General features: G+C 59.9%; 19 protein-coding genes, 1 tRNA gene and 2 riboswitches. Of the genes, 9 read left to right on the forward strand and 11 right to left on the reverse strand.

Translation table 11 applies throughout. The features are described 5' to 3' along the window. Nucleotides 1-461 precede the first annotated feature (461 nt). Nucleotides 462-881: a hypothetical protein gene (locus Q1A52_RS03020; RefSeq protein WP_300010665.1), complete on the reverse strand. Its 420-nt coding sequence runs from the start codon at nt 879-881 to the stop codon at nt 462-464. A 386-nt stretch (nt 882-1,267) separates the two neighbouring features. Next, nucleotides 1,268-1,343, reverse strand: a tRNA-Lys gene (locus Q1A52_RS03025). Nucleotides 1,344-1,449: 106 nt separating this feature from the next. Here Q1A52_RS03025 and dapF point away from each other — a divergent pair. The 4 genes from dapF to Q1A52_RS03045 all read left to right on the forward strand — a co-directional run bounded on the left by dapF (nt 1,450) and on the right by Q1A52_RS03045 (nt 4,808). After that, on the forward strand, nt 1,450-2,283 hold the full coding sequence (gene dapF / locus Q1A52_RS03030) for a diaminopimelate epimerase (RefSeq protein WP_300012144.1): 834 nt from the start codon (nt 1,450-1,452) through the stop codon (nt 2,281-2,283). Beyond that, entirely contained in the window at nt 2,280-3,533 is a 1,254-nt protein-coding gene (mtaB, locus tag Q1A52_RS03035; RefSeq protein ID WP_300010668.1) for a tRNA (N(6)-L-threonylcarbamoyladenosine(37)-C(2))-methylthiotransferase MtaB, read from the forward strand. Before dapF ends, mtaB begins: the two co-directional genes overlap by 4 nt. A 91-nt stretch (nt 3,534-3,624) precedes the next feature. Continuing rightward, on the forward strand, nt 3,625-3,987 hold the full coding sequence (locus Q1A52_RS03040) for an antibiotic biosynthesis monooxygenase (RefSeq protein ID WP_300010671.1): 363 nt from the start codon (nt 3,625-3,627) through the stop codon (nt 3,985-3,987). 146 nt (nt 3,988-4,133) lie between these two features. Next, complete coding sequence (locus tag Q1A52_RS03045; protein WP_300010674.1) at nt 4,134-4,808, forward strand: Crp/Fnr family transcriptional regulator; 675 nt, start codon at nt 4,134-4,136, stop codon at nt 4,806-4,808. 713 nt (nt 4,809-5,521) lie between these two features. Here Q1A52_RS03045 and Q1A52_RS03050 read toward each other — a convergent pair. From Q1A52_RS03050 to Q1A52_RS03070, 5 genes are all read right to left on the reverse strand, one after another. Continuing rightward, nucleotides 5,522-6,310, reverse strand: coding sequence for a cytochrome c1 (locus tag Q1A52_RS03050; RefSeq protein ID WP_300010677.1), 789 nt, complete (start codon nt 6,308-6,310; stop codon nt 5,522-5,524). A 13-nt stretch (nt 6,311-6,323) separates the two neighbouring features. Further along, entirely contained in the window at nt 6,324-7,652 is a 1,329-nt protein-coding gene (gene petB / locus Q1A52_RS03055) for a cytochrome b (RefSeq protein WP_300010680.1), read from the reverse strand. Nucleotides 7,653-7,664: 12 nt separating this feature from the next. Continuing rightward, a complete protein-coding gene (petA, locus tag Q1A52_RS03060) occupies nt 7,665-8,225 on the reverse strand; it encodes a ubiquinol-cytochrome c reductase iron-sulfur subunit (protein ID WP_300010683.1) in 561 nt (186 codons plus the stop codon). Nucleotides 8,226-8,423: 198 nt separating this feature from the next. Then, entirely contained in the window at nt 8,424-9,035 is a 612-nt protein-coding gene (locus Q1A52_RS03065) for a glutathione S-transferase (protein ID WP_300010688.1), read from the reverse strand. Between the two features lie 38 nt (nt 9,036-9,073). After that, on the reverse strand, nt 9,074-9,706 hold the full coding sequence (locus Q1A52_RS03070; protein ID WP_300010691.1) for an FMN-binding negative transcriptional regulator: 633 nt from the start codon (nt 9,704-9,706) through the stop codon (nt 9,074-9,076). 64 nt (nt 9,707-9,770) lie between these two features. Continuing rightward, nucleotides 9,771-9,929, forward strand: a riboswitch (FMN riboswitch). A gap of 82 nt (nt 9,930-10,011) precedes the next feature. Here Q1A52_RS03070 and Q1A52_RS03075 point away from each other — a divergent pair. Further along, on the forward strand, nt 10,012-10,455 hold the full coding sequence (locus tag Q1A52_RS03075) for a 6,7-dimethyl-8-ribityllumazine synthase (protein WP_300010694.1): 444 nt from the start codon (nt 10,012-10,014) through the stop codon (nt 10,453-10,455). Here Q1A52_RS03075 and Q1A52_RS03080 read toward each other — a convergent pair. Genes Q1A52_RS03080 through Q1A52_RS03090 form a run of 3 tightly spaced genes read right to left on the reverse strand, consistent with a single transcriptional unit; the run spans nt 10,452 to nt 13,643 of the window. After that, nucleotides 10,452-11,144, reverse strand: a complete 693-nt coding sequence (locus Q1A52_RS03080; RefSeq protein WP_300010697.1) for an ATP-binding cassette domain-containing protein — start codon at nt 11,142-11,144, stop codon at nt 10,452-10,454. The two genes, Q1A52_RS03075 and Q1A52_RS03080, sit on opposite strands and share 4 nt — an antisense overlap. Beyond that, entirely contained in the window at nt 11,131-12,687 is a 1,557-nt protein-coding gene (locus Q1A52_RS03085; RefSeq protein WP_300010700.1) for a thiamine/thiamine pyrophosphate ABC transporter permease ThiP, read from the reverse strand. Before Q1A52_RS03085 ends, Q1A52_RS03080 begins: the two co-directional genes overlap by 14 nt. Next, nucleotides 12,663-13,643, reverse strand: coding sequence for a thiamine ABC transporter substrate binding subunit (locus Q1A52_RS03090; RefSeq protein WP_300010703.1), 981 nt, complete (start codon nt 13,641-13,643; stop codon nt 12,663-12,665). The genes Q1A52_RS03085 and Q1A52_RS03090 overlap by 25 nt, the downstream gene beginning before the upstream one ends. 35 nt (nt 13,644-13,678) lie before the next feature. Further along, nucleotides 13,679-13,780, reverse strand: a riboswitch (TPP riboswitch). A 92-nt stretch (nt 13,781-13,872) separates the two neighbouring features. Here Q1A52_RS03090 and aroC point away from each other — a divergent pair. Further along, on the forward strand, nt 13,873-14,973 hold the full coding sequence (gene aroC / locus Q1A52_RS03095) for a chorismate synthase (RefSeq protein ID WP_300010708.1): 1,101 nt from the start codon (nt 13,873-13,875) through the stop codon (nt 14,971-14,973). Nucleotides 14,974-14,980: 7 nt separating this feature from the next. Here the strand turns inward: aroC and Q1A52_RS03100 are convergent, their stop codons facing one another. Further along, nucleotides 14,981-15,574, reverse strand: a complete 594-nt coding sequence (locus tag Q1A52_RS03100; RefSeq protein ID WP_300010711.1) for a TetR/AcrR family transcriptional regulator — start codon at nt 15,572-15,574, stop codon at nt 14,981-14,983. A 139-nt stretch (nt 15,575-15,713) separates the two neighbouring features. Here Q1A52_RS03100 and Q1A52_RS03105 point away from each other — a divergent pair, with 139 nt between their 5' ends. From Q1A52_RS03105 to cobO, 3 genes are all read left to right on the forward strand, one after another. Further along, on the forward strand, nt 15,714-16,100 hold the full coding sequence (locus tag Q1A52_RS03105; RefSeq protein WP_299860238.1) for a DM13 domain-containing protein: 387 nt from the start codon (nt 15,714-15,716) through the stop codon (nt 16,098-16,100). A 72-nt stretch (nt 16,101-16,172) separates the two neighbouring features. Beyond that, the gene (locus tag Q1A52_RS03110; RefSeq protein ID WP_300012147.1) at nt 16,173-17,147 is read left to right on the forward strand and encodes a DMT family transporter; all 975 of its coding nucleotides are present in this window, start codon (nt 16,173-16,175) and stop codon (nt 17,145-17,147) included. Between the two features lie 17 nt (nt 17,148-17,164). Continuing rightward, a complete protein-coding gene (gene cobO, locus Q1A52_RS03115) occupies nt 17,165-17,764 on the forward strand; it encodes a cob(I)yrinic acid a,c-diamide adenosyltransferase (RefSeq protein WP_299780420.1) in 600 nt (199 codons plus the stop codon). Nucleotides 17,765-17,786 lie beyond the last annotated feature (22 nt).

Here is a 17,786-nt window from a genome sequence, read left to right on the forward strand (position 1 = left end):
ATTCTTTAAGGGGACGCACCCCGTTAAAATACATATTTCTTAAAGACCAAAGCCATGAATTGAACCTAGTCTTTGATAATCAAGCCTGTCAAAAATCTTCGAATATCTTTCGGTATTCACGCCTATAGATTGGCTGAATAGGACGCGTGATGCGCCTTTGCGCTTCGCCCATTTCGGGTAGATTTTTGAGATTTTGCATATGGGAAGGTTTTTAGAGGAGTGAGAGCTTGCAAACATTGCAAAGTCGGCTATCTGCGCAAAGCGTCATAACGAGCGATGAGCCTGACTACAGCCGCAAGCTTGAACCCGACTGGCCGGACCGCAGCCCAAAGCCGACCTTCGTTTTGGACAGCTTTAGTTGGCAAGGCGGACGAAGCAGACGCCTGCTTCACAAATTCAAATGTCCGTTTTTCAATCGTTTTCAAAATGCGACGGTCTGACTCTAAGGTTGCACTGGGAAGTCATTCAATATCAAGCAATAGATACCGCCGCGTGTAAGGTGTCAGTGTAACTTTCAGGTTGTCGCCTCGCTTCTTGGTCACACAGAATTCATTTTCGCCGCGCGCGCGAATAATCCTTGGGTTCTGGTCAAGGTGGGCTGGTTTTGTCTCCGGGTCGCGAAAGTAGTTGAACTTGCGCCATCCAAAGACAGTGCGCCGTGCCAACAGGCCAGCTTCGATTCCAGTTTCGCAGACGTATGCTGGACATAAGCAATATCTGGTTTTCAATTTTACGGGTACTTGCGTCGAGAAATGATCGCCGTGATCTTCCCAAGATCCATTGAACGCATGAACATTTAGGCCCAACAAGCGAACTGTAAGCCAAATGATGCCATAGCAGACCGCGAAAACAGACAAGACGCGTAAAGGGCGTAACTTCATCTCGTGAGATATTCTATTGTTCTGTCCACTGAGAGAAGCGATCCTTGTGGCATGAGATCAAAACCCGACATTCGCGGCAAAACAAAAAAATGCAAGATGGGCTCACAGCAGACATTGGTCAATTAGACCTGCCGCACAGAACACCTAATATGACCGGACCAAGCCACCCTAAGGCCAACAGAACGCGCTGAGCCCGTATTGTCAGGTTTTGTCAAATGTCAGGTGGGACAGATCAACGTTTGCCGCAATCAGCAAGCGTGAGCGCAATGCAGCTATGAATCAAGTCGGAACGCAGCGCTTTGTCCCCCATGTGTCCCCGAAGCCGGCAACACTATGGCCTCACCAATAGACGTCTACTGTTAAGATATTGAAATCATTTCTGTAAGTGGTGAGCCGTGCAGGATTCGAACCTGCGACCCACTGATTAAAAGTCAGTTGCTCTACCAACTGAGCTAACGGCCCACTAGAGCGCCTACTTAGAAAGGTGCCGCGGGAGGGTCAAGCCCTTAATCGGTGTTTTCGCAAGGACATACTGGATAGTTTTGCCGCATCAGCTTATATGGCCGAAATGCGCAGCGATGATCATACCGGATTGCCCTTCATGAAGATGCACGGGCTTGGCAACGACTTTGTCGTGCTGGACGCGCGCGCGCAGAAAATCGACGTCACGCGGGATCTTGCGCGGGCGCTCGGCGACCGGCATCGCGGGGTCGGATTTGACCAACTCGCGGTGATGACAAACGGTGCTGACGCACTGCATCTGACCTTTTTCAACGCGGACGGATCGGGGGCCGCCGCCTGCGGCAATGCCACCCGCTGCGTTGCCCATCATGTCATGCAGGAAACCGGTCAGGACAGACTTCAGTTGACAACCGAGCGGGGCCGGCTGGAGGCACGAGATGCAAGCGATGGCCTGACCTCCGTCAATATGGGGCACCCACAGCTGGAGTGGGCTGATGTGCCTCTTGCACGGGAGATGGATACCCTCTCTCTGCCGATGGATGGTGCGCCGGTCGCCACGGGCATGGGCAATCCGCATTGCACCTTCTTTGTCGAGGATGCGGAAGCCGTCGATCTGGCTGCCTTCGGTGCAGCGCATGAACACCATCCGCTTTATCCGGAACGCACCAACGTGCAGGTGGCGCAGGTCATCGGGCAGGACCATATTCGTATGCGCGTCTGGGAGCGTGGTGTGGGCATCACGCTGGCCTCCGGGTCTTCGAGCTGTGCGACGGCCGTGGCAGCGGCGCGCCGCGGGCTCACCGGGAGGTCGGTACGGGTCGATCTGGACGGCGGTACCCTCTATGTCGACTGGCGCGACAACGGTGTCTGGATGACCGGACCCACCACACATGTCTTCAGCGGGGTTTTGACCCCAGAATTTCTGGCGTCCCTATCATGAACGTTCCCGTTTTTTCCACCATGGGCTGTCGTTTGAACGCCTATGAGACCGAAGCCATGAAAGAACTGGCGGACGCCGCTGGCCTCAGCGATGCGGTTGTCGTGAACACCTGCGCCGTGACGGCAGAAGCCGTGCGCAAAGCCCGTCAGGACATTCGCAAGCTGCGCCGTGCCCATCCGGGTGCCCGGCTGATCGTGACGGGGTGCGCCGCGCAGACCGAACCGGAGACCTTTGCGCAGATGCCCGAGGTCGATGCGGTGATCGGAAATACTGAAAAGATGCAGGGCGCGACCTGGCAATCGCTGGCGGCGGATTTCATTGGCGAGACCGAAGCCCTGCAGGTCGACGACATCATGTCGGTGACCGAAACGGCCGGTCACCTGATCGACGGCTTCGGCACACGCAGCCGCGCTTATGTGCAAGTCCAGAACGGCTGCGATCATCGCTGTACCTTTTGCATCATCCCCTACGGACGCGGCAATTCGCGGTCGGTACCCGCGGGCGTGGTGGTCGATCAGATCAAACGGCTGGTCGACAAGGGCTATAATGAGGTCGTCCTGACCGGCGTGGATCTGACGAGCTGGGGTGCGGATCTGCCCGCCACGCCGAAACTGGGCGATCTGGTCATGCGGATCCTGCGCCTCGTGCCGGATCTGCCCCGCCTGAGGATCAGCTCCATCGACAGTATCGAGGTCGATGAGAACCTGATGATGGCCATTGCCAGCGAACCACGGTTGATGCCGCACCTACACCTGTCCCTGCAACATGGCGACGATATGATCCTGAAGCGGATGAAACGGCGACACCTGCGGGATGACGCAATCCGCTTTTCCGAAGAGGCACGCAAGCTGCGCCCCAATATGACTTTCGGGGCGGATATCATTGCGGGCTTTCCGACCGAGACGGAAGCGATGTTCCAGAATTCACTGGCGCTGGTGACCGAATGCGATCTGACGTGGCTGCACGTCTTCCCCTACTCCGCCCGTCCCGGCACGCCCGCGGCGCGGATGCCCGCGGTTGACGGAACCCTGATCAAGCAACGTGCCGCGCGCCTGCGGGCGGCTGGTGCGGCGCAGGTCCAGCGCCATCTGCAAAGCCAGGTCGGCCGGCAACATCACGTGTTGATGGAAAGCCCGACAATGGGTCGTACCGAACAGTTCTGCCCTGTCGAGGTCACTGAACCACAGGTCGAAGGCTCGATTGTGACGCTGGCAATGTCGGGCCACAGCTCTGACGCGCTGCTGGCCTGATCCGGATGTCCGGCTCTCCGCGACACTAGAATTGTCGTGACAACACGCCGGGATGCTCGCTACTCTGGGAACACCTTGTGGGAGAGGTGTATTGGAAGATCACATTGAATGGGTCCTGGAAATGACCATCCAGGACGGCATGTATGACGGTGTCCAGCCATTGATTGATGAAATGGTTGCCGCGACGCAGGCCAATGAGCCCGGCGCGCTGGTCTATGACTATCATCTGACGGAGGATAAGACCCGGTGTACGGTGCTGGAGCGCTACGCAGACAACGATGCCGCAATGCTTCACTTGCAAAACTTCGGGGCACATTTCGCGGAACGGTTTCTGGCCACCTTCGCGCCAGAGCGCTTTACAGTCTACGGCCCGTCCGATGATGCATTGCGTGGCGCACTTTCCGGGTTTGGGGCAACTTTTGCCACCCGGATCGGGGGCTTTTGTCGCATGTGACCAGTACGGATCGATCATTCACGTCAAACCCGCAGGCACAGCATTTTCACCATTGACGGGGGCTCCCGTTTTGATTGAAAGGCTCCACGTGGCAAGGTACGCTTGGCAGTTCTGAACACCAGGCGTCAGGAAAGAAAGAGACCTCGATGGACACAGTCACATTGCCAAAAACCGGGTTCCTGGCCCATGCGTCTCAGGACTTGTCCGACCTGATGGCTTCTGTTGCGACCGAAGTGTCCCTGGCCGAAGGCGAGGTCCTGTTCGAGCAGGGCGATATCGGCGAGACGCTCTACGCCATCGTTTCCGGCTCCCTTGAATTCAGCGTGCTGTCCCGCGAGGGGCGCAAGTTGTCGCTGGACGTGATGCGGCCAGGCGCACTCTTTGGCGAGATCGCTCTTTTCGATCCCGGCACGCGCACCGCCACAGTGACCGCTCTTGAGCCGACCCGCCTGCGCGGCGTCAAAAACGCCGATATGCTGCGCGCGATCCGCAAGGCGCCCGATCTGGGCATCGACATGATTCAACTGGCTGGGGAGCGGATGCGCTGGATGAGCAGCCAACTCAACGAACAGGTATTCCTGCCAATGCCCGCGCGACTGGCCCGGAAGATCCTCTATCTTACGGTGGACGGGTCAAGGCAACTGACCATACTGCCGCTGTCACAGTCGGAATTGGCCGAATTTGTCGGCGCCACCCGCGAAGCCGTTTCCAAGACACTGTCGTTGTGGAAGCGCGCGGGCGTGATCGAAGCCTCGCGCGGCGGCGTGCGGGTTCTTGACCGGGACGCTCTGCAGGTCATGGCGGACCTGCATCAGATTTAAGCGCCCCATGTGAACCGCTTCACAGACCCCGATTCGATTTTGCTGCATCCTGAGGACAGGTTGGGACAGAAAGTCCTGATCTGACACCGCCGGGACTCCGGGGGTGTACGGCAAAAAGGGGCTTTGAGATGACACGCCGCAGTGAAAAACAGACCGATCGTGCGAAGGTTACGCCTTCGACGTCTCCAGTCAGGACAATGCTTGCCTGGCTGGTAGAGGCGGACCGCGAATTTCGCGCGGCCCAGTCCATGGTCGAAAAATTTCACCGTCGCTTCTGAGAGTGGTGAGGTTGAAATGGCTGTAACACTGACAATCAAGATGGGATCTGCGGTGACACAGGCCCGGCTGGGTGCGTTTTCTCGCACGCAACCGCGCAACAAAACCCAGGCCGAAATCGCCCAATGTGATCCAGTTCACATACAGCGATTCCCGATTAATGTATTGCTAACTTATTAGTGGTGACCGGTAGCGAGTAACTGCTCTGAATTGCGGGGCACACAGTAGGTACGGAAAGAATTCAACGGTACGGGACAGGAATGAGATCACGGCGAAAGACGCGTTTAGCTGCCAACTAGCTGTGAGACTTCGGACCACCCAATTCTGACTCTCCCCAGGGTCTGTCATTAGCCTTCCTAGTGAAGGTGCAGACGGAAAACCCCCCGCGCGATCTCGCACGGGGGGTTTTTTAACGCCCGTAAGTCAGGCAGTCGACCTTAGCCGATGTCCTTGCCTTTAACCGGCGCCCAGAGACGTTTGTTGGTCAGGTAGAGCAGGACAGACAGGAGTGTCAGCAACAACACGCCCGCAAAACCCGCTTGCTTGCGCGCCATCATCTTCGGCTCCGCCGTCCACATCAGGAAGGCCGAAACATCCTCAGAGATGTGATGAAGGTCGTTCTCATGCCCATCGGCATACTCGACATCCTCGCCATAAAGCGGCGGTGCCATGGAAATCCATCCTCCGGGGAAGGCTTTGTTCTCATAGAGGATCACACCTGCTTCTTCTTTCTCCTCACCAGTGTACCCGGTCAGCAGAGAGGCAATGTATTCGGGTCCGCCGATGCCTTTGAAGAACTGGTTGATCCCCAGGCCATAAGGTCCGTGAAAGCCCGCACGTGCCTTTGCCATCAGGCTCAGGTCTGGTGCATTTTCAAGGCCAGACGCGGGAAAGTGATCCGAAGGTCTTGCGGGCCGAAAATCATCCAGTTCGGGATCAAAGACCTCAAAGTTTTCTGCATAAGCGCGCACTTGGTCCGCAGGCAGCGAGGGGCCGCCCTCTTCAGCCAACGACCGGATCGGCACGAATTTCAGCCCGTGACAGGCAGCACAGACTTCCGTGTAGACCTGCAGTCCGCGTTGCAGCTGGTTTTGGTCATATGTGCCAAACGGACCTTCGAACGAGAAATCGAAGTCTTCGATATGGGTGTCATAGGCGCCAGCCGCCAGACCGGCTGTGGCCAGACCGAAGGCCGCCACAGCACTAAGAGTAAGAGTTCTGAACATGATCTTTGGTCCTTTATTCAGCAGGCGTGGCGTCCGAAGACTTCGGATAATGCGAGGTGAAGTCTTCTTCGATGGTGGCCGGTTGCGCGACTGGCTTCTCGATCACGCCAAGAAGCGGCAGGATGATCAGGAAGTACGCGAACCAATAGGCTGAACCAATCAGAGCGATGATCGGGTAAATACCCTCGGCAGGCATCGCACCCACCCACATCAGGACGAAGAAGTTCACGACGAACAGCCAGAACCACCACTTCAGCATCGGCCGATACCGTGCGGAACGTACCGAAGAAGTATCCAGCCACGGCACAAGCGCCATGACGGCGATCGAGCCGAACATCGCCAACACACCGAAGAACTTCGCGTCGATGATCCCACCGGTGATGAAGGATGCGAACTGTACCGCCCAAACCGTGTCATCAAAGGCCCGCAGGATCGCGTAGAACGGCAGGAAGTACCACTCGGGCACGATGTGTGCCGGCGTCGCCAGGGGGTTTGCTTCGATGTAGTTATCCGGGTGCCCGAGATAGTTCGGCATGAAACCGACAACAGCGAAGAAAACCGCGAGAATGACCGCCAGGGCAAAGAGATCCTTGATCACGAAGTAGGGCCAGAACGGCAGGGTGTCTTTCTCGGCTTCTTCCTTCGACGTGCGGCGCACCTCGACCCCTGTGGGGTTGTTGTTGCCTGTGGTGTGGAAGGCCCAGATGTGAACGACGACGAGGCCGAGGATCACGAAGGGCAGCAGGTAGTGCAGCGAGAAAAAGCGGTTCAGCGTGGCATTGTCCACCGCTGGCCCACCCAGGAGCCACGTTTGCAGGGCTTCGCCGATGAACGGGATGGCGCCGAAGAGGCCGGTGATCACGGTCGCACCCCAGAAGGACATCTGACCCCAAGGCAGTACGTAGCCCATGAAGGCTGTGCCCATCATCATCAGGTAGATCAGCATACCGATGATCCACGTGATCTCGCGTGGGGACTTGTAAGACCCGTAATAAAGACCGCGCAGGATGTGCGCATAGACTGCCACAAAGAACAGGGAGGCGCCATTCTGGTGCATATACCGCAGCATATAGCCGCCGTTCACGTTGCGCATGATGTGCTCGACCGACGAAAAGGCGAGGTCGACATGCGGGGTGTAGTGCATCACCAGCACGATGCCGGTCACGATCTGCAGCACCAGCACGAAGGTCAAAACGATGCCCCAGATCCACATCCAGTTCAGGTTCTTCGGTGTGGGGATCATCAATGTATCATACATGAGCCCGACAATCGGCAGGCGGCTGTGCAGCCACTTTTCACCGCCGGATTTTGGCTCGTAATGGTCGTGAGGAATTCCAGCCATCAGGTTTCTCCCTTAACCGAGTTTGATCGTGGTTTCATCCACGAATTCTGCTGTTGGTACCGGCAGGTTCGTTGGTGCCGGGCCTTTACGGATACGGCCTGCGGTGTCGTAGTGCGATCCGTGGCAGGGGCAGAACCAACCGCCAAAATCACCCGCGTCGCCCAGAGGCACGCAGCCAAGGTGCGTACACACGCCCATCATCACAAGCCATTCACCGGTTTCATCCAGCGCGCGGTTTTCGTCGGACGCATCTGCGCCCGCAGCGATATTCGCGTTCTCGGCGCCCTGATCCGGCAGATCGCTCAGCTCAACATCGCGCGCGGCCGAGATTTCCTCTTCGGTCCGGCGACGAATGAACACCGGCTTGCCCAGCCATTTCACGGTCAGCTGTGTGCCGGGCTCGACCTCGCTCACATCGACACGGATCGAGGAAAGGGCACGCACGTCAGCGGAAGGGTTCATCTGGTTGACCAGCGGCCAGACAGCTGCACCTGTGGCGATAACGCCAGCGCCGCCTGTGGCATAGTAAAGGAAATCCCTCCGGGTGCCTTCATGATCTTCTGCGTGGGACACGGCTTTGCTCCATTTCCAGGGCCGGGGACCGGCCAATAATCCGTTTGGCCGCGCAAAGCGCAGCCGTTCTCCAGCGGGTATGTAGCGCCGTGCTTCCGTGGCGTCCAGTAATCAAAACCGCGCAAAGGGTCGCAGGCCTGCCCGCATTCGGGGTTTTTTATGCGGAACTTCCATGAAAGTCGTTAACACCCGCAAGATTTAGCCCGCAGGTGGGCGGGTTGCCTGCATCGACGCGCGCGAATCAAATCCGGCGTGCCAAGCGGCCAGAGCATCATTGCCAGCCTGCCAATTGCGCGCGCCATGGCGAAAATCGACGTACGACAGGGCACAGGCAACCGAAATATGTCCCATGTCGATGGGCCCTGACAGATGGCTCATCCAGCGGGCGTTCAGCACGGATATCGCACGCGCCACCTTGGCCCATTGCGCCTCGATCCAGTCGCCGTACTGCATCTCCTCCGGGCGCAGGCGCATCTCGTAGGCCATGGAGACCGCGCAATCCATGATGCCATCCCCTGTCGCCTCAAGCGTCAGTGTTTCCCAGCGCGAGGTGCCCGAAGGATACATCTTGCCGCCATAGAGATCGTTGAGAAAGGCGGTGATCACCCGGCTGTCATAGAGCGTTGTGCCGTTATCACGGACCAGCGCGGGCAGTTTGGCCAGCGGGTTGCTGGCGGCGAGACCCTCGTCAGAGGAAAAGGCCGTCGATGTCACACCTGCCAGCTCGACCTCATCCGCCTTGTCCAATTCGTGCAGCAGAACAACGACCTTGCGCACAAACGGTGATGCGGGGGAATGAAAGAGTTTCATGAGCCTATCCTTTTCCGGTTACACGGACCCTAGCAGAGCTATGCGCCCTGTCCATTGGCCCCGCGCATCAAGGCCGCCAGAACGGTCAGGTCCGTGCCGATACCGTAAGCTTCCACATGATCGGCTGCGCGCGTCCGCACGTCGTCGGGCTTGTTCTGGTTGAGCTTCCATGTACCGTCCACGCCGGTCACGCGCATCTGGCAGGGCACAATCGCACGCATCATCCGCTCCATCACACCATCCGACATTTTCGAGGGCATCCAGGGCGTTTTGGGCAAGAGGCGATCTTCGAAAAACGCGGACTGGCGGTCGAGCAGATCGTGCAGTTCATCCTGGGGGCGCAATTCCAGCGTCCCGGTCAGATGCACGGCCACATAGTTCCATGTCGGCACCTGATCCGCCACATCATACCAGTCCGGCGACACGTAGCTGTCAGGACCAGACACCGCGATCCGGGCCGCAGCAGGCCCGTCTTTTAACGCGCGCGCAATAGGATTGGACCGCAGCAAGTGCAGCCACAGCGTATCGCCTGCGTCATCCAGCAGGAACGGGATATGCGACATCCATGGCCCCTCTGCCCCGCCGACCGCCAGAATTCCAAAGGCGCGATCACGGGCATAGGCAAGATTTACAGCGGCTTCATGGGTATGGAAAACGGGATTGGGGTGCATGCGGTCCAGCCTTCAGAATGGGTATGATTCCTCTTGCAGGCTTTCCGACATATTGGCAAGCTCAGCACATTCTCAGGGCGGGGCGGAATTCCCCACCGGCGGTATGGGGGCGCAGACCTTCGAGCCCGCGAGCGCATTGGGTTTCCTACGGAAGCCCTTTGGTCAAGCAGATCTGGTGAGAGGCCAGAGCCGACGGTTACAGTCCGGATGAAAGAGAATGCACGCGGGCGGCGTGACCGGGTAGGTCATGTGGTCGTGCGTGTGATCGCCTTGGGTGGACGTGTCTGAACCTAAAGGAGATCAAAATGACACACACCCGTTTCGCCTTTGTCAAAGCGCAGTGGCACGCCGATATCGTGGACCGCGCCTATGACGGATTTACCCAGACCATCCCCCCCGCGCAGGTCGATGTCTTCGACGTGCCGGGCGCGTTTGAAATGCCGCTGATGGCGCGCGACCTGGCCCTTACCGGGACATATGCCGCTGTTGTCTGTGCGGCCTTCGTCGTGGACGGTGGCATCTATCGCCATGATTTCGTGGCCCAATCCGTCGTCGATGGTCTGATGCGTGTGGGTCTGGATACGGGGGTTCCGGTCCTGTCGGTCTCGCTCACCCCGCATCAGTATCAGGAGACGGCGCATCATACGGCGATCTACCGCGCACATTTCGTGACAAAAGGGGAGGAGGCCGCAGCTGCCGCGCAGGGCATTCTCAAGGCACGCGAGGCCCTGCGGGCCAAGGCCGCTTAGCCAAGGTAGGCGCGCAAGGCGGGCGGCGGGTTTTCCAGCAAAGCCGCCGCCGGTTGCGGCGCGGCAGCCCTGCCCCCTTCAACAAAAATCACATCATCCGCGATCCGCCGCACGTCTGCGGGGTCGTGGGTGACCATGAGCAATGTCGCCTCTGTCTCCGTGCTCAATTCCTGCACCAGATCGAGCATTTCCTGCCGGAGCGCCGGGCCGAGGGCGGCAAAGGGTTCATCCAGCAGGATCACCGGGCGATCCTGAACCAGCACCCGCGCAAGCGCGGCGCGGCTTTGCTGCCCGCCCGAAAGCGCCCCGGGTTTTCGCGCGGACATGCCCCCCAAGCCCACCCGCTCCAGTGCGAGATCGACGCGCGCCCTGTCTTCCGGCGTCAGCTTCAGGTCTGGCCGGATGCCCAAGCCGATATTCTGTGCAATACTGAGATGCGGAAAGAGATTGTTGTCCTGAAACAGCATCGCAATGGGCCGCTGCCCCGGTGCCGTGTGGGTGATATCCCGGTCTTGCCACCACAGCCGCCCCGACGCGAGCGGCAGAAAGCCCCCGATAGCGCCCAGCAAGGTCGATTTACCCGCGCCGGAGGGGCCGATCACGGCCGTCTTGCGCCCGGAGACAATCTCGAAATCCGCCTCCAGCGCAAAATCGCCTTGTGCGATCCGAATGGTCTCAAACCTCAGCACGCCATCGGGCTCCTTTGTCGCATATCCAGAAAAGCCCCAGCGCCATGGCGAGCAACAGCAGCGCCGCCCCGGCAGCCGCCTCGGTCCTGTAAGCCCCCATCAGGCGATACATCTGCAATGGCAAGGTCGCGCGATCCGGGTCAGCAAAGAGGGCAATGACCCCCAGATCCCCAACCGACAGCGCGCCGGTCAGGCCCGCCGCAAATCCGATCTGCGCCCGCAAGCGCGGCAGCACCAGCCAGCGCCACGCAGGCCAGCCTTGCAGGCCCAGTGACCGGGTCAAGCGGTCGTAGGTGGTCAACACGTCACGCATGGGCGGCACCAGAACCCGCAGGGCAAAGGGCAGAGCCATCAGCGCATTGATCAGCGCGGTAACCGGCAAAGCCAGCGGCACCGGGTCGGCAACCGGATTGATCAGAATGAACCAGCCGGTGCCGATCATCAGCGGTGAGGCGGAAAGACCAATCAGGCCAATCGCTTCCGCCCCCCCTGCCCGCCGCGTGCTGATCCAGCCCGCCATGGGCAGGGCAATCGCCAGCAGTACGACAATGCTCAACACGGCAACCCCCAGCGAGTTGCCCGCCGCTTGCCACACGACGGATGGCATCTCTGGCAGCCCCAGCAGGCCCGCCAATAGAATGGCCATCAAGGGCAACAGCAGAAAGGCGCTGCCCAAGGCGATGATGCCCGCATCCAACGCCCGGTGCACCCCGCCGCGCGCATCCCAGCGGCGCAGTTTTCGATCCAGCCCGGCGGTTAGCGGGAAGTCCGGAATGATCCAAAGCACGATCAGCGCCGCACTCCCCGCCAGCACCAGCTGTATGAGGGAAAGCAACGACGCGCGGGCGAGGTCGAAATCGAAGCGAAAGGCCTGGTAAATGGCCAGTTCAATGGTGGTGGCACGTGGCCCCCCGCCCAGTGTCAGTGCCACGGCAAAGCTGGTCAGGCAGATCACAAAAATCAGGGCCGCAGCACCGGGCACAACCTGCAACAACAGGGGGTATTCCAGCGTACGACGGATCATCGCCGGCGGCAGATCAAGCTGGGCGGCAAGGCGGAACCGTTCCGCGGGAATGCTTTGCCATCCCTGCAACAACAGGCGCGTGGCCAGCGGCAGGTTGAAGAACACATGGGCCAGCACCACACCATGCAGCCCGTAGATCGAGAGGCCAGGCAGCCCAAGCGTGCCCAGCACCTCATTTACCCAACCTGTCCGGCCAAAGACGGTGAGAAGGCCAAGGACAGCCACAATGACCGGCAAGATGAAAGGCGCGCCCAGAAGCGTAATCAGCGCCCCCCGCCCCCAGAACCGGCGGCGGGCCAGTGCGCGAGCAAGTGGGATTGCGCAGATGACGGAGATCACCGCCGACCATGCGGATTGGACCACCGTGAACCGGATCGCCGCCCATTCCGCCGGGCCAAGCCCACGGCCTACTTCAGCGCGCAGCCCCAGCCCGGCGAAGGACAGCGCGACCACCGCAACGACAAAACCACCTGCGAGGGTCCCGGTCCGGCCAATTACTGGCTGAGCGCGGTGCGCCATGTCTCGATCGCCTGATCCTTGCGGCTTTCAGCTTCTTCTTCCGAGTAGAAGAGGACCTTTTCCGGCAACGGCAGTTGTGCCCAGCCATCGGGCCACTGATCTTCGGGCAGGGCCGAAGGCAGCGACCAGTTGGCGGTCGGGATCATTTGCTGAAAGCCCGTGGAGAGCACATAGGCCATGAAGGCGTCCGCCAGTTCCGGCGCGTCGGTCTTGGCAATCTTGGCCACGGTTTCGACCATGAAATAGTGGCCTTCCGGGAAGATCGCGGCCTTTTTCGTGAAGTCTTCTTCGGCAAACATGTGGTAGGCGGGCGAGGTGGTGTAGCTCAGGACCATATCCACCTCACCATCGGTGAACATGCCGTAGCTCGCGGACCAGTCCTTGGTCACGGTCAGGATTTTGGGCGCAAGTTTTGTCCAGACCTCACCGGCCTTCTCGCCGTAAACCGCCTCCACCCAGAGCACCAGCGCGAGGCCGGAGATCGAGGTGCGCGGGTCCTGGATGACCAGTTTGATGTCGTCGTCCATCTCCAGCAGCGCATCAAAGCTGGCAGGCGGGGCATCCATGGTGGTTTCATTGTAGATGAAGGCCGTGTGCCCGTAGTTGAAAGGCAGGAAGGTGTCATCGCCCCAGTCAATCGGCAACGTCAGGGCAGCGTTGTCCTGCCCATGCGGGGCAAAGAGACCCGTGGCGCGGGCCTTGGCGGTCACGTCAGAGGTCAGGCCAATCACCACATCTGCCTTGGTCCGCTCACCTTCGAGCAGGAGGCGCGGCAGGAGATCGCCTGTGGAGAATTGCAGGTCGCAGTTGCAAATCTCTTCGAAGCCCGCCTCGATCTTGGGGCCCGGGCCCCATTCCGACGTAAAATAGTCGCCTGCATAGACGGTCAGCACCGAGGTATCGGCCCCGGCCTGTGTGGCCAGCAGCAGCGTTGTGGCAAGTAGGGTTCTCCGCATGATCAATCCTTTCAAATGCGACGAACGGATGAGAGGATGATCAAGCTCACCTTCCCTCCGCCGGTCTTAACCGGTTCAGGTTCTACGGGTCCGCGATACATCGCATCTCAGCCGGATAGGCCCCCCGAGGTACGCTCAGACGTAAAGCCGCATCCAAGGATTGGCAAGCGATAAGCTCTTGAGGCGGCCCGCCCGCCCCGCTAAGCACGCGGATCAAAGGAGCCGCGCAATGTCGATCAACAGCTTTGGCCATCTTTTCCGCGTGACCACATGGGGCGAAAGCCACGGGCCTGCCCTGGGCGCGACGGTGGATGGTTGCCCGCCCGGCGTGGCAATCGACGCGGCGATGATCCAGCAGTGGATGGACAAGCGCAAACCGGGGCAGAACAAATACACCACGCAGCGACGCGAGGCCGACGAGGTGAAAATCCTCTCCGGGGTGTTCGAAGGTCAGACCACGGGCACGCCGGTGCAGCTTATGATCGAAAACACCGATCAACGCTCCAAGGACTATGGCGAAATCAAGGACAAGTTTCGTCCCGGTCACGCGGACATCACATATTTCCAGAAATACGGCATCCGCGACTATCGCGGCGGCGGGCGGTCAAGCGCGCGCGAAACGGCGGCGCGTGTTGCGGCCGGTGGTCTTGCGCGCGCGGCGATTGCAGCGCTTGTCCCGGGCGTTGAAATCAAGGGGTACATGACGCAGATGGGGCCGCATCAGATTGATCGGGACCGGTTTGACTGGGACCAGATCGATGCGAACCCCTTCTGGGTGCCGGATGCGGTCGCAGCCGGGGATTGGGCCGCTTACCTTGATGGCTTGCGCAAGTCCGGCAGTTCCGTGGGCGCCGTGATCGAGGTCGTGGCGCGCGGGGTGCCCGCAGGTCTGGGCGCGCCCGTCTATGGCAAGCTGGACACGGACCTGGCCGCCGCGATGATGAGCATCAATGCCGTCAAGGGCGTGGAAATCGGTGAGGGCATGTCCGCCGCCATGCTGACGGGCGAATTGAACGCGGATGAGATCACCATGGGGCCGGATGGGCCGGTCTATTCCTCGAACCACGCCGGTGGCATTCTGGGCGGCATCAGCACCGGGCAGGACATCGTGGTGCGCTTTGCTGTCAAACCCACGTCCAGCATCCTGACTACGCGCCGTACGATCACCAAGTCCGGGGAAGAAACCGAGATCATCACCAAAGGCCGTCACGACCCCTGTGTCGGCATCCGCGCGGTGCCCGTGGGGGAGGCGATGATGGCCTGTGTGCTGCTGGATCACCTCCTGTTGCACCGCGGTCAGGTCGGTGAGAACCGCGGGCACATCGGCTGAGCACGGATCAGACCGGTTCCATATCCAGGAGCCGGGCGACACTCTCCACGCTCTGCTCCAGAATGCCCAAAGGCATGCGGGAGCGGGCCAGCACCCGCAAACCGATGTAGTGGGTCAACAGAACGTTGGCGAGGGCTTTGCGCTCTGTGTCGGGCAGTGCGCGATGGGTTGGGGACGCGCACAAGGCGGCCTCGAACCCGTCCCGAATCCCTCTCATGCCCTTCTCAACCGCCTCGGCAATCTCCGGATCTGACATTTCGAAACCAGCGGCGGCAGAGCACAGCAGGCAACCGCGCGTGTCTCCGGCGGCCACGGCAGCACAAAGCGCGGCAAAGAGGCTGAGTATACGCGCACGCCCGTCCGGCACATGCGCATCCGTCAGCCGCGCCTTCGCGGCGCCAACCGCCTCCTCTTCATAATGCTCCAGCACCAGTAGAAAGAGGTTCTTCTTATCCTTGAAAGCCTTGTAAAGGCTGCCGCGAGTCAGCCCCATGCCGTCCAGCAAATCAGGCAGGGAGGCCTCCAGAAAGCCCTTTTCCCAAAAGACAGCTGTCGCTTTCTTGATCGCGTCTTGCGTGTCAAACTCTCTGGGGCGTGCCATCCGGGTCTCCTGCGTTCCGGGTAATATAGTTCGGAACCACTTGTTACACAACTCACGCAGACGTGTATTGTACTGAACGGTTCCAAACTCTAGGTTGGCGACGAGATCAACACCCCACCTGCAGAAAAGGACCAGACCCATGAAAAATATCCTCTCCGCCCTTCTCGTTGTCGGCCTGACCGCCCTCGCCACGTTCGGTGCAGTGGCCGGCACCACCCAGCAGTCCACCTTCACCGGTAAAAGCGATCACATCACCACCGGCGGCGTGACCATTGTGAAAAACGCCGATGGCACGGCGACCGTGACATTGGAAGACGACTTCTCTCTCGATGGCGCGCCTGACCCGCGCGTGGCTTTTGGTAAAGACGGCGCCTATGTGCCCGCCGGTGATCTGGGCGAGCTGAAAAAGCTGAACGGAAAGCAGGTCTACACCGTGCCCGCCTCTGTCAACATCGACGACTACAACGAAATCTACATCTGGTGCCTCAAATTCTCGGTGCCACTGGGTGTTGCCCCGCTGAGCTAACGGCACTGCATGGATCAAGCGGGCCGTGCAGGCGCGCTTGATCTTTCCAACCCGGAGGCGCAAGAGGGCCTTATGGCCCAGGACATGACCCAACACAGACCTGGCCGCGCAATTGCATTGAAGCTTTGCGCGGTCTTTCTGTTCATGGTCATGGCGGCCATCATCAAGAGCGTATCAAGCGAGGTGCCGCCGGGCGAAGCCGTCTTTTTCCGCTCCCTCTTTGCCATTCCGATCATTGCCATATGGCTGGCGCAGCGGGGCCAACTGCGCGAAGGGCTTATTCCGTCGAACCTGATGGGGCACGTCTGGCGCGGCGTCTTTGGCACCTCGGCCATGGGGCTGACCTTTGCGGGCCTCGGGCTGCTGCCCCTGCCCGAAGTTACCGCCATCGGTTACGCAACGCCGATGTTTGCGGTGATCTTTGCCGCCCTGTTTCTGGGCGAACGCATCCGCCTGATCCGCCTCTCTGCCGTGGCACTCGGACTTATCGGCGTGATGATCGTGATCGCCCCGCGCCTCAGCATCGGGGCCGATGAGATGTCCCGCGCTGCTACCTTTGGCGCGATCCTGGTGCTGATCGCATCGGTTCTGCGCGCCCTTGTGCAAATCCACGTCCGCCGCCTGGTGCAGACGGATCACACGGCAGCGATCGTCTTTTACTTCTCCGTCACCGCGACCTGTCTCGCGCTGTTGTCCGCGCCCATCGGATGGGTTGTGGATCATCCTGCCTTTGTCTGGGTCTGGCCGGAACGCTCTGTCGTCCTGTTGCTGATCACTGCCGGTCTGATCGGCGGTGTGGCCCAAATCATGGTCACGTCTTCTTACCGCTTTGGCGGGGCGTCCATGCTCGCTCCCTTCGACTATGCCTCGATGATCTTTGCCAGCCTCATCGGCTATGTGGCCTTCAACGAGGTGCCTACGGGCCCGATTCTGCTCGGCTCTGCCCTTGTCATTTCCGGCGGTATCCTGATTATCTGGCGTGAACGCCAGCTGGGGCTCGACCGCAGCAAGTCCAAACCCAATCAAACGCCTCCAGGCACCCCCTGACGCCAAGGAATAACCGCATGTCGGACACGCAGGACCACAAAGAGAAAATGAAGGCCGTGCAGGCCAAGCAGCGCGCCAAGGTAGCAGAGGCGCAGGATCCCGAACGCGGGCTTGTTCTGGTGCATACCGGCAAGGGCAAGGGCAAATCCTCCAGCGCCTTTGGCGTTGTGATCCGGGCGCTGGGATGGAAGCAGAAGGTCGGTGTCGTCCAGTTCATCAAGGGCAAGTGGATCACCGGCGAGAAACGGTTTTTCGATCAGCTGGGCGACGTGACCTGGCACACGATGGGCGAAGGTTTCACCTGGGACACGCAGGACAAGGACCGCGACATCGCTGCAGCCGAGGCGGCCTTTGCCAAGGCGGTCGAGATGATGGAAAGCGGCGAGTTTGACCTGATCGTGCTGGATGAGATCAACATCGCGCTGCGGTACGACTATCTGGATGTGCACAAGGTGATCGAGAGCCTGAAGGGTCGTGACAAACGCACCGGGGTGATCCTGACGGGCCGCGATGCCAAGCCCGAGCTGATGGACTACGCCGATCTGGTGACCGAGATGACGGAGGTCAAACACCCGTTTCAGGCGGGCATCAAAGCCCAGCGCGGGGTGGATTTCTAAGCCACCCGGAACATGTTGCGGG

It is taken from the genome of uncultured Roseobacter sp. (assembly GCF_947488185.1).
GTDB lineage: Bacteria > Pseudomonadota > Alphaproteobacteria > Rhodobacterales > Rhodobacteraceae > Roseobacter.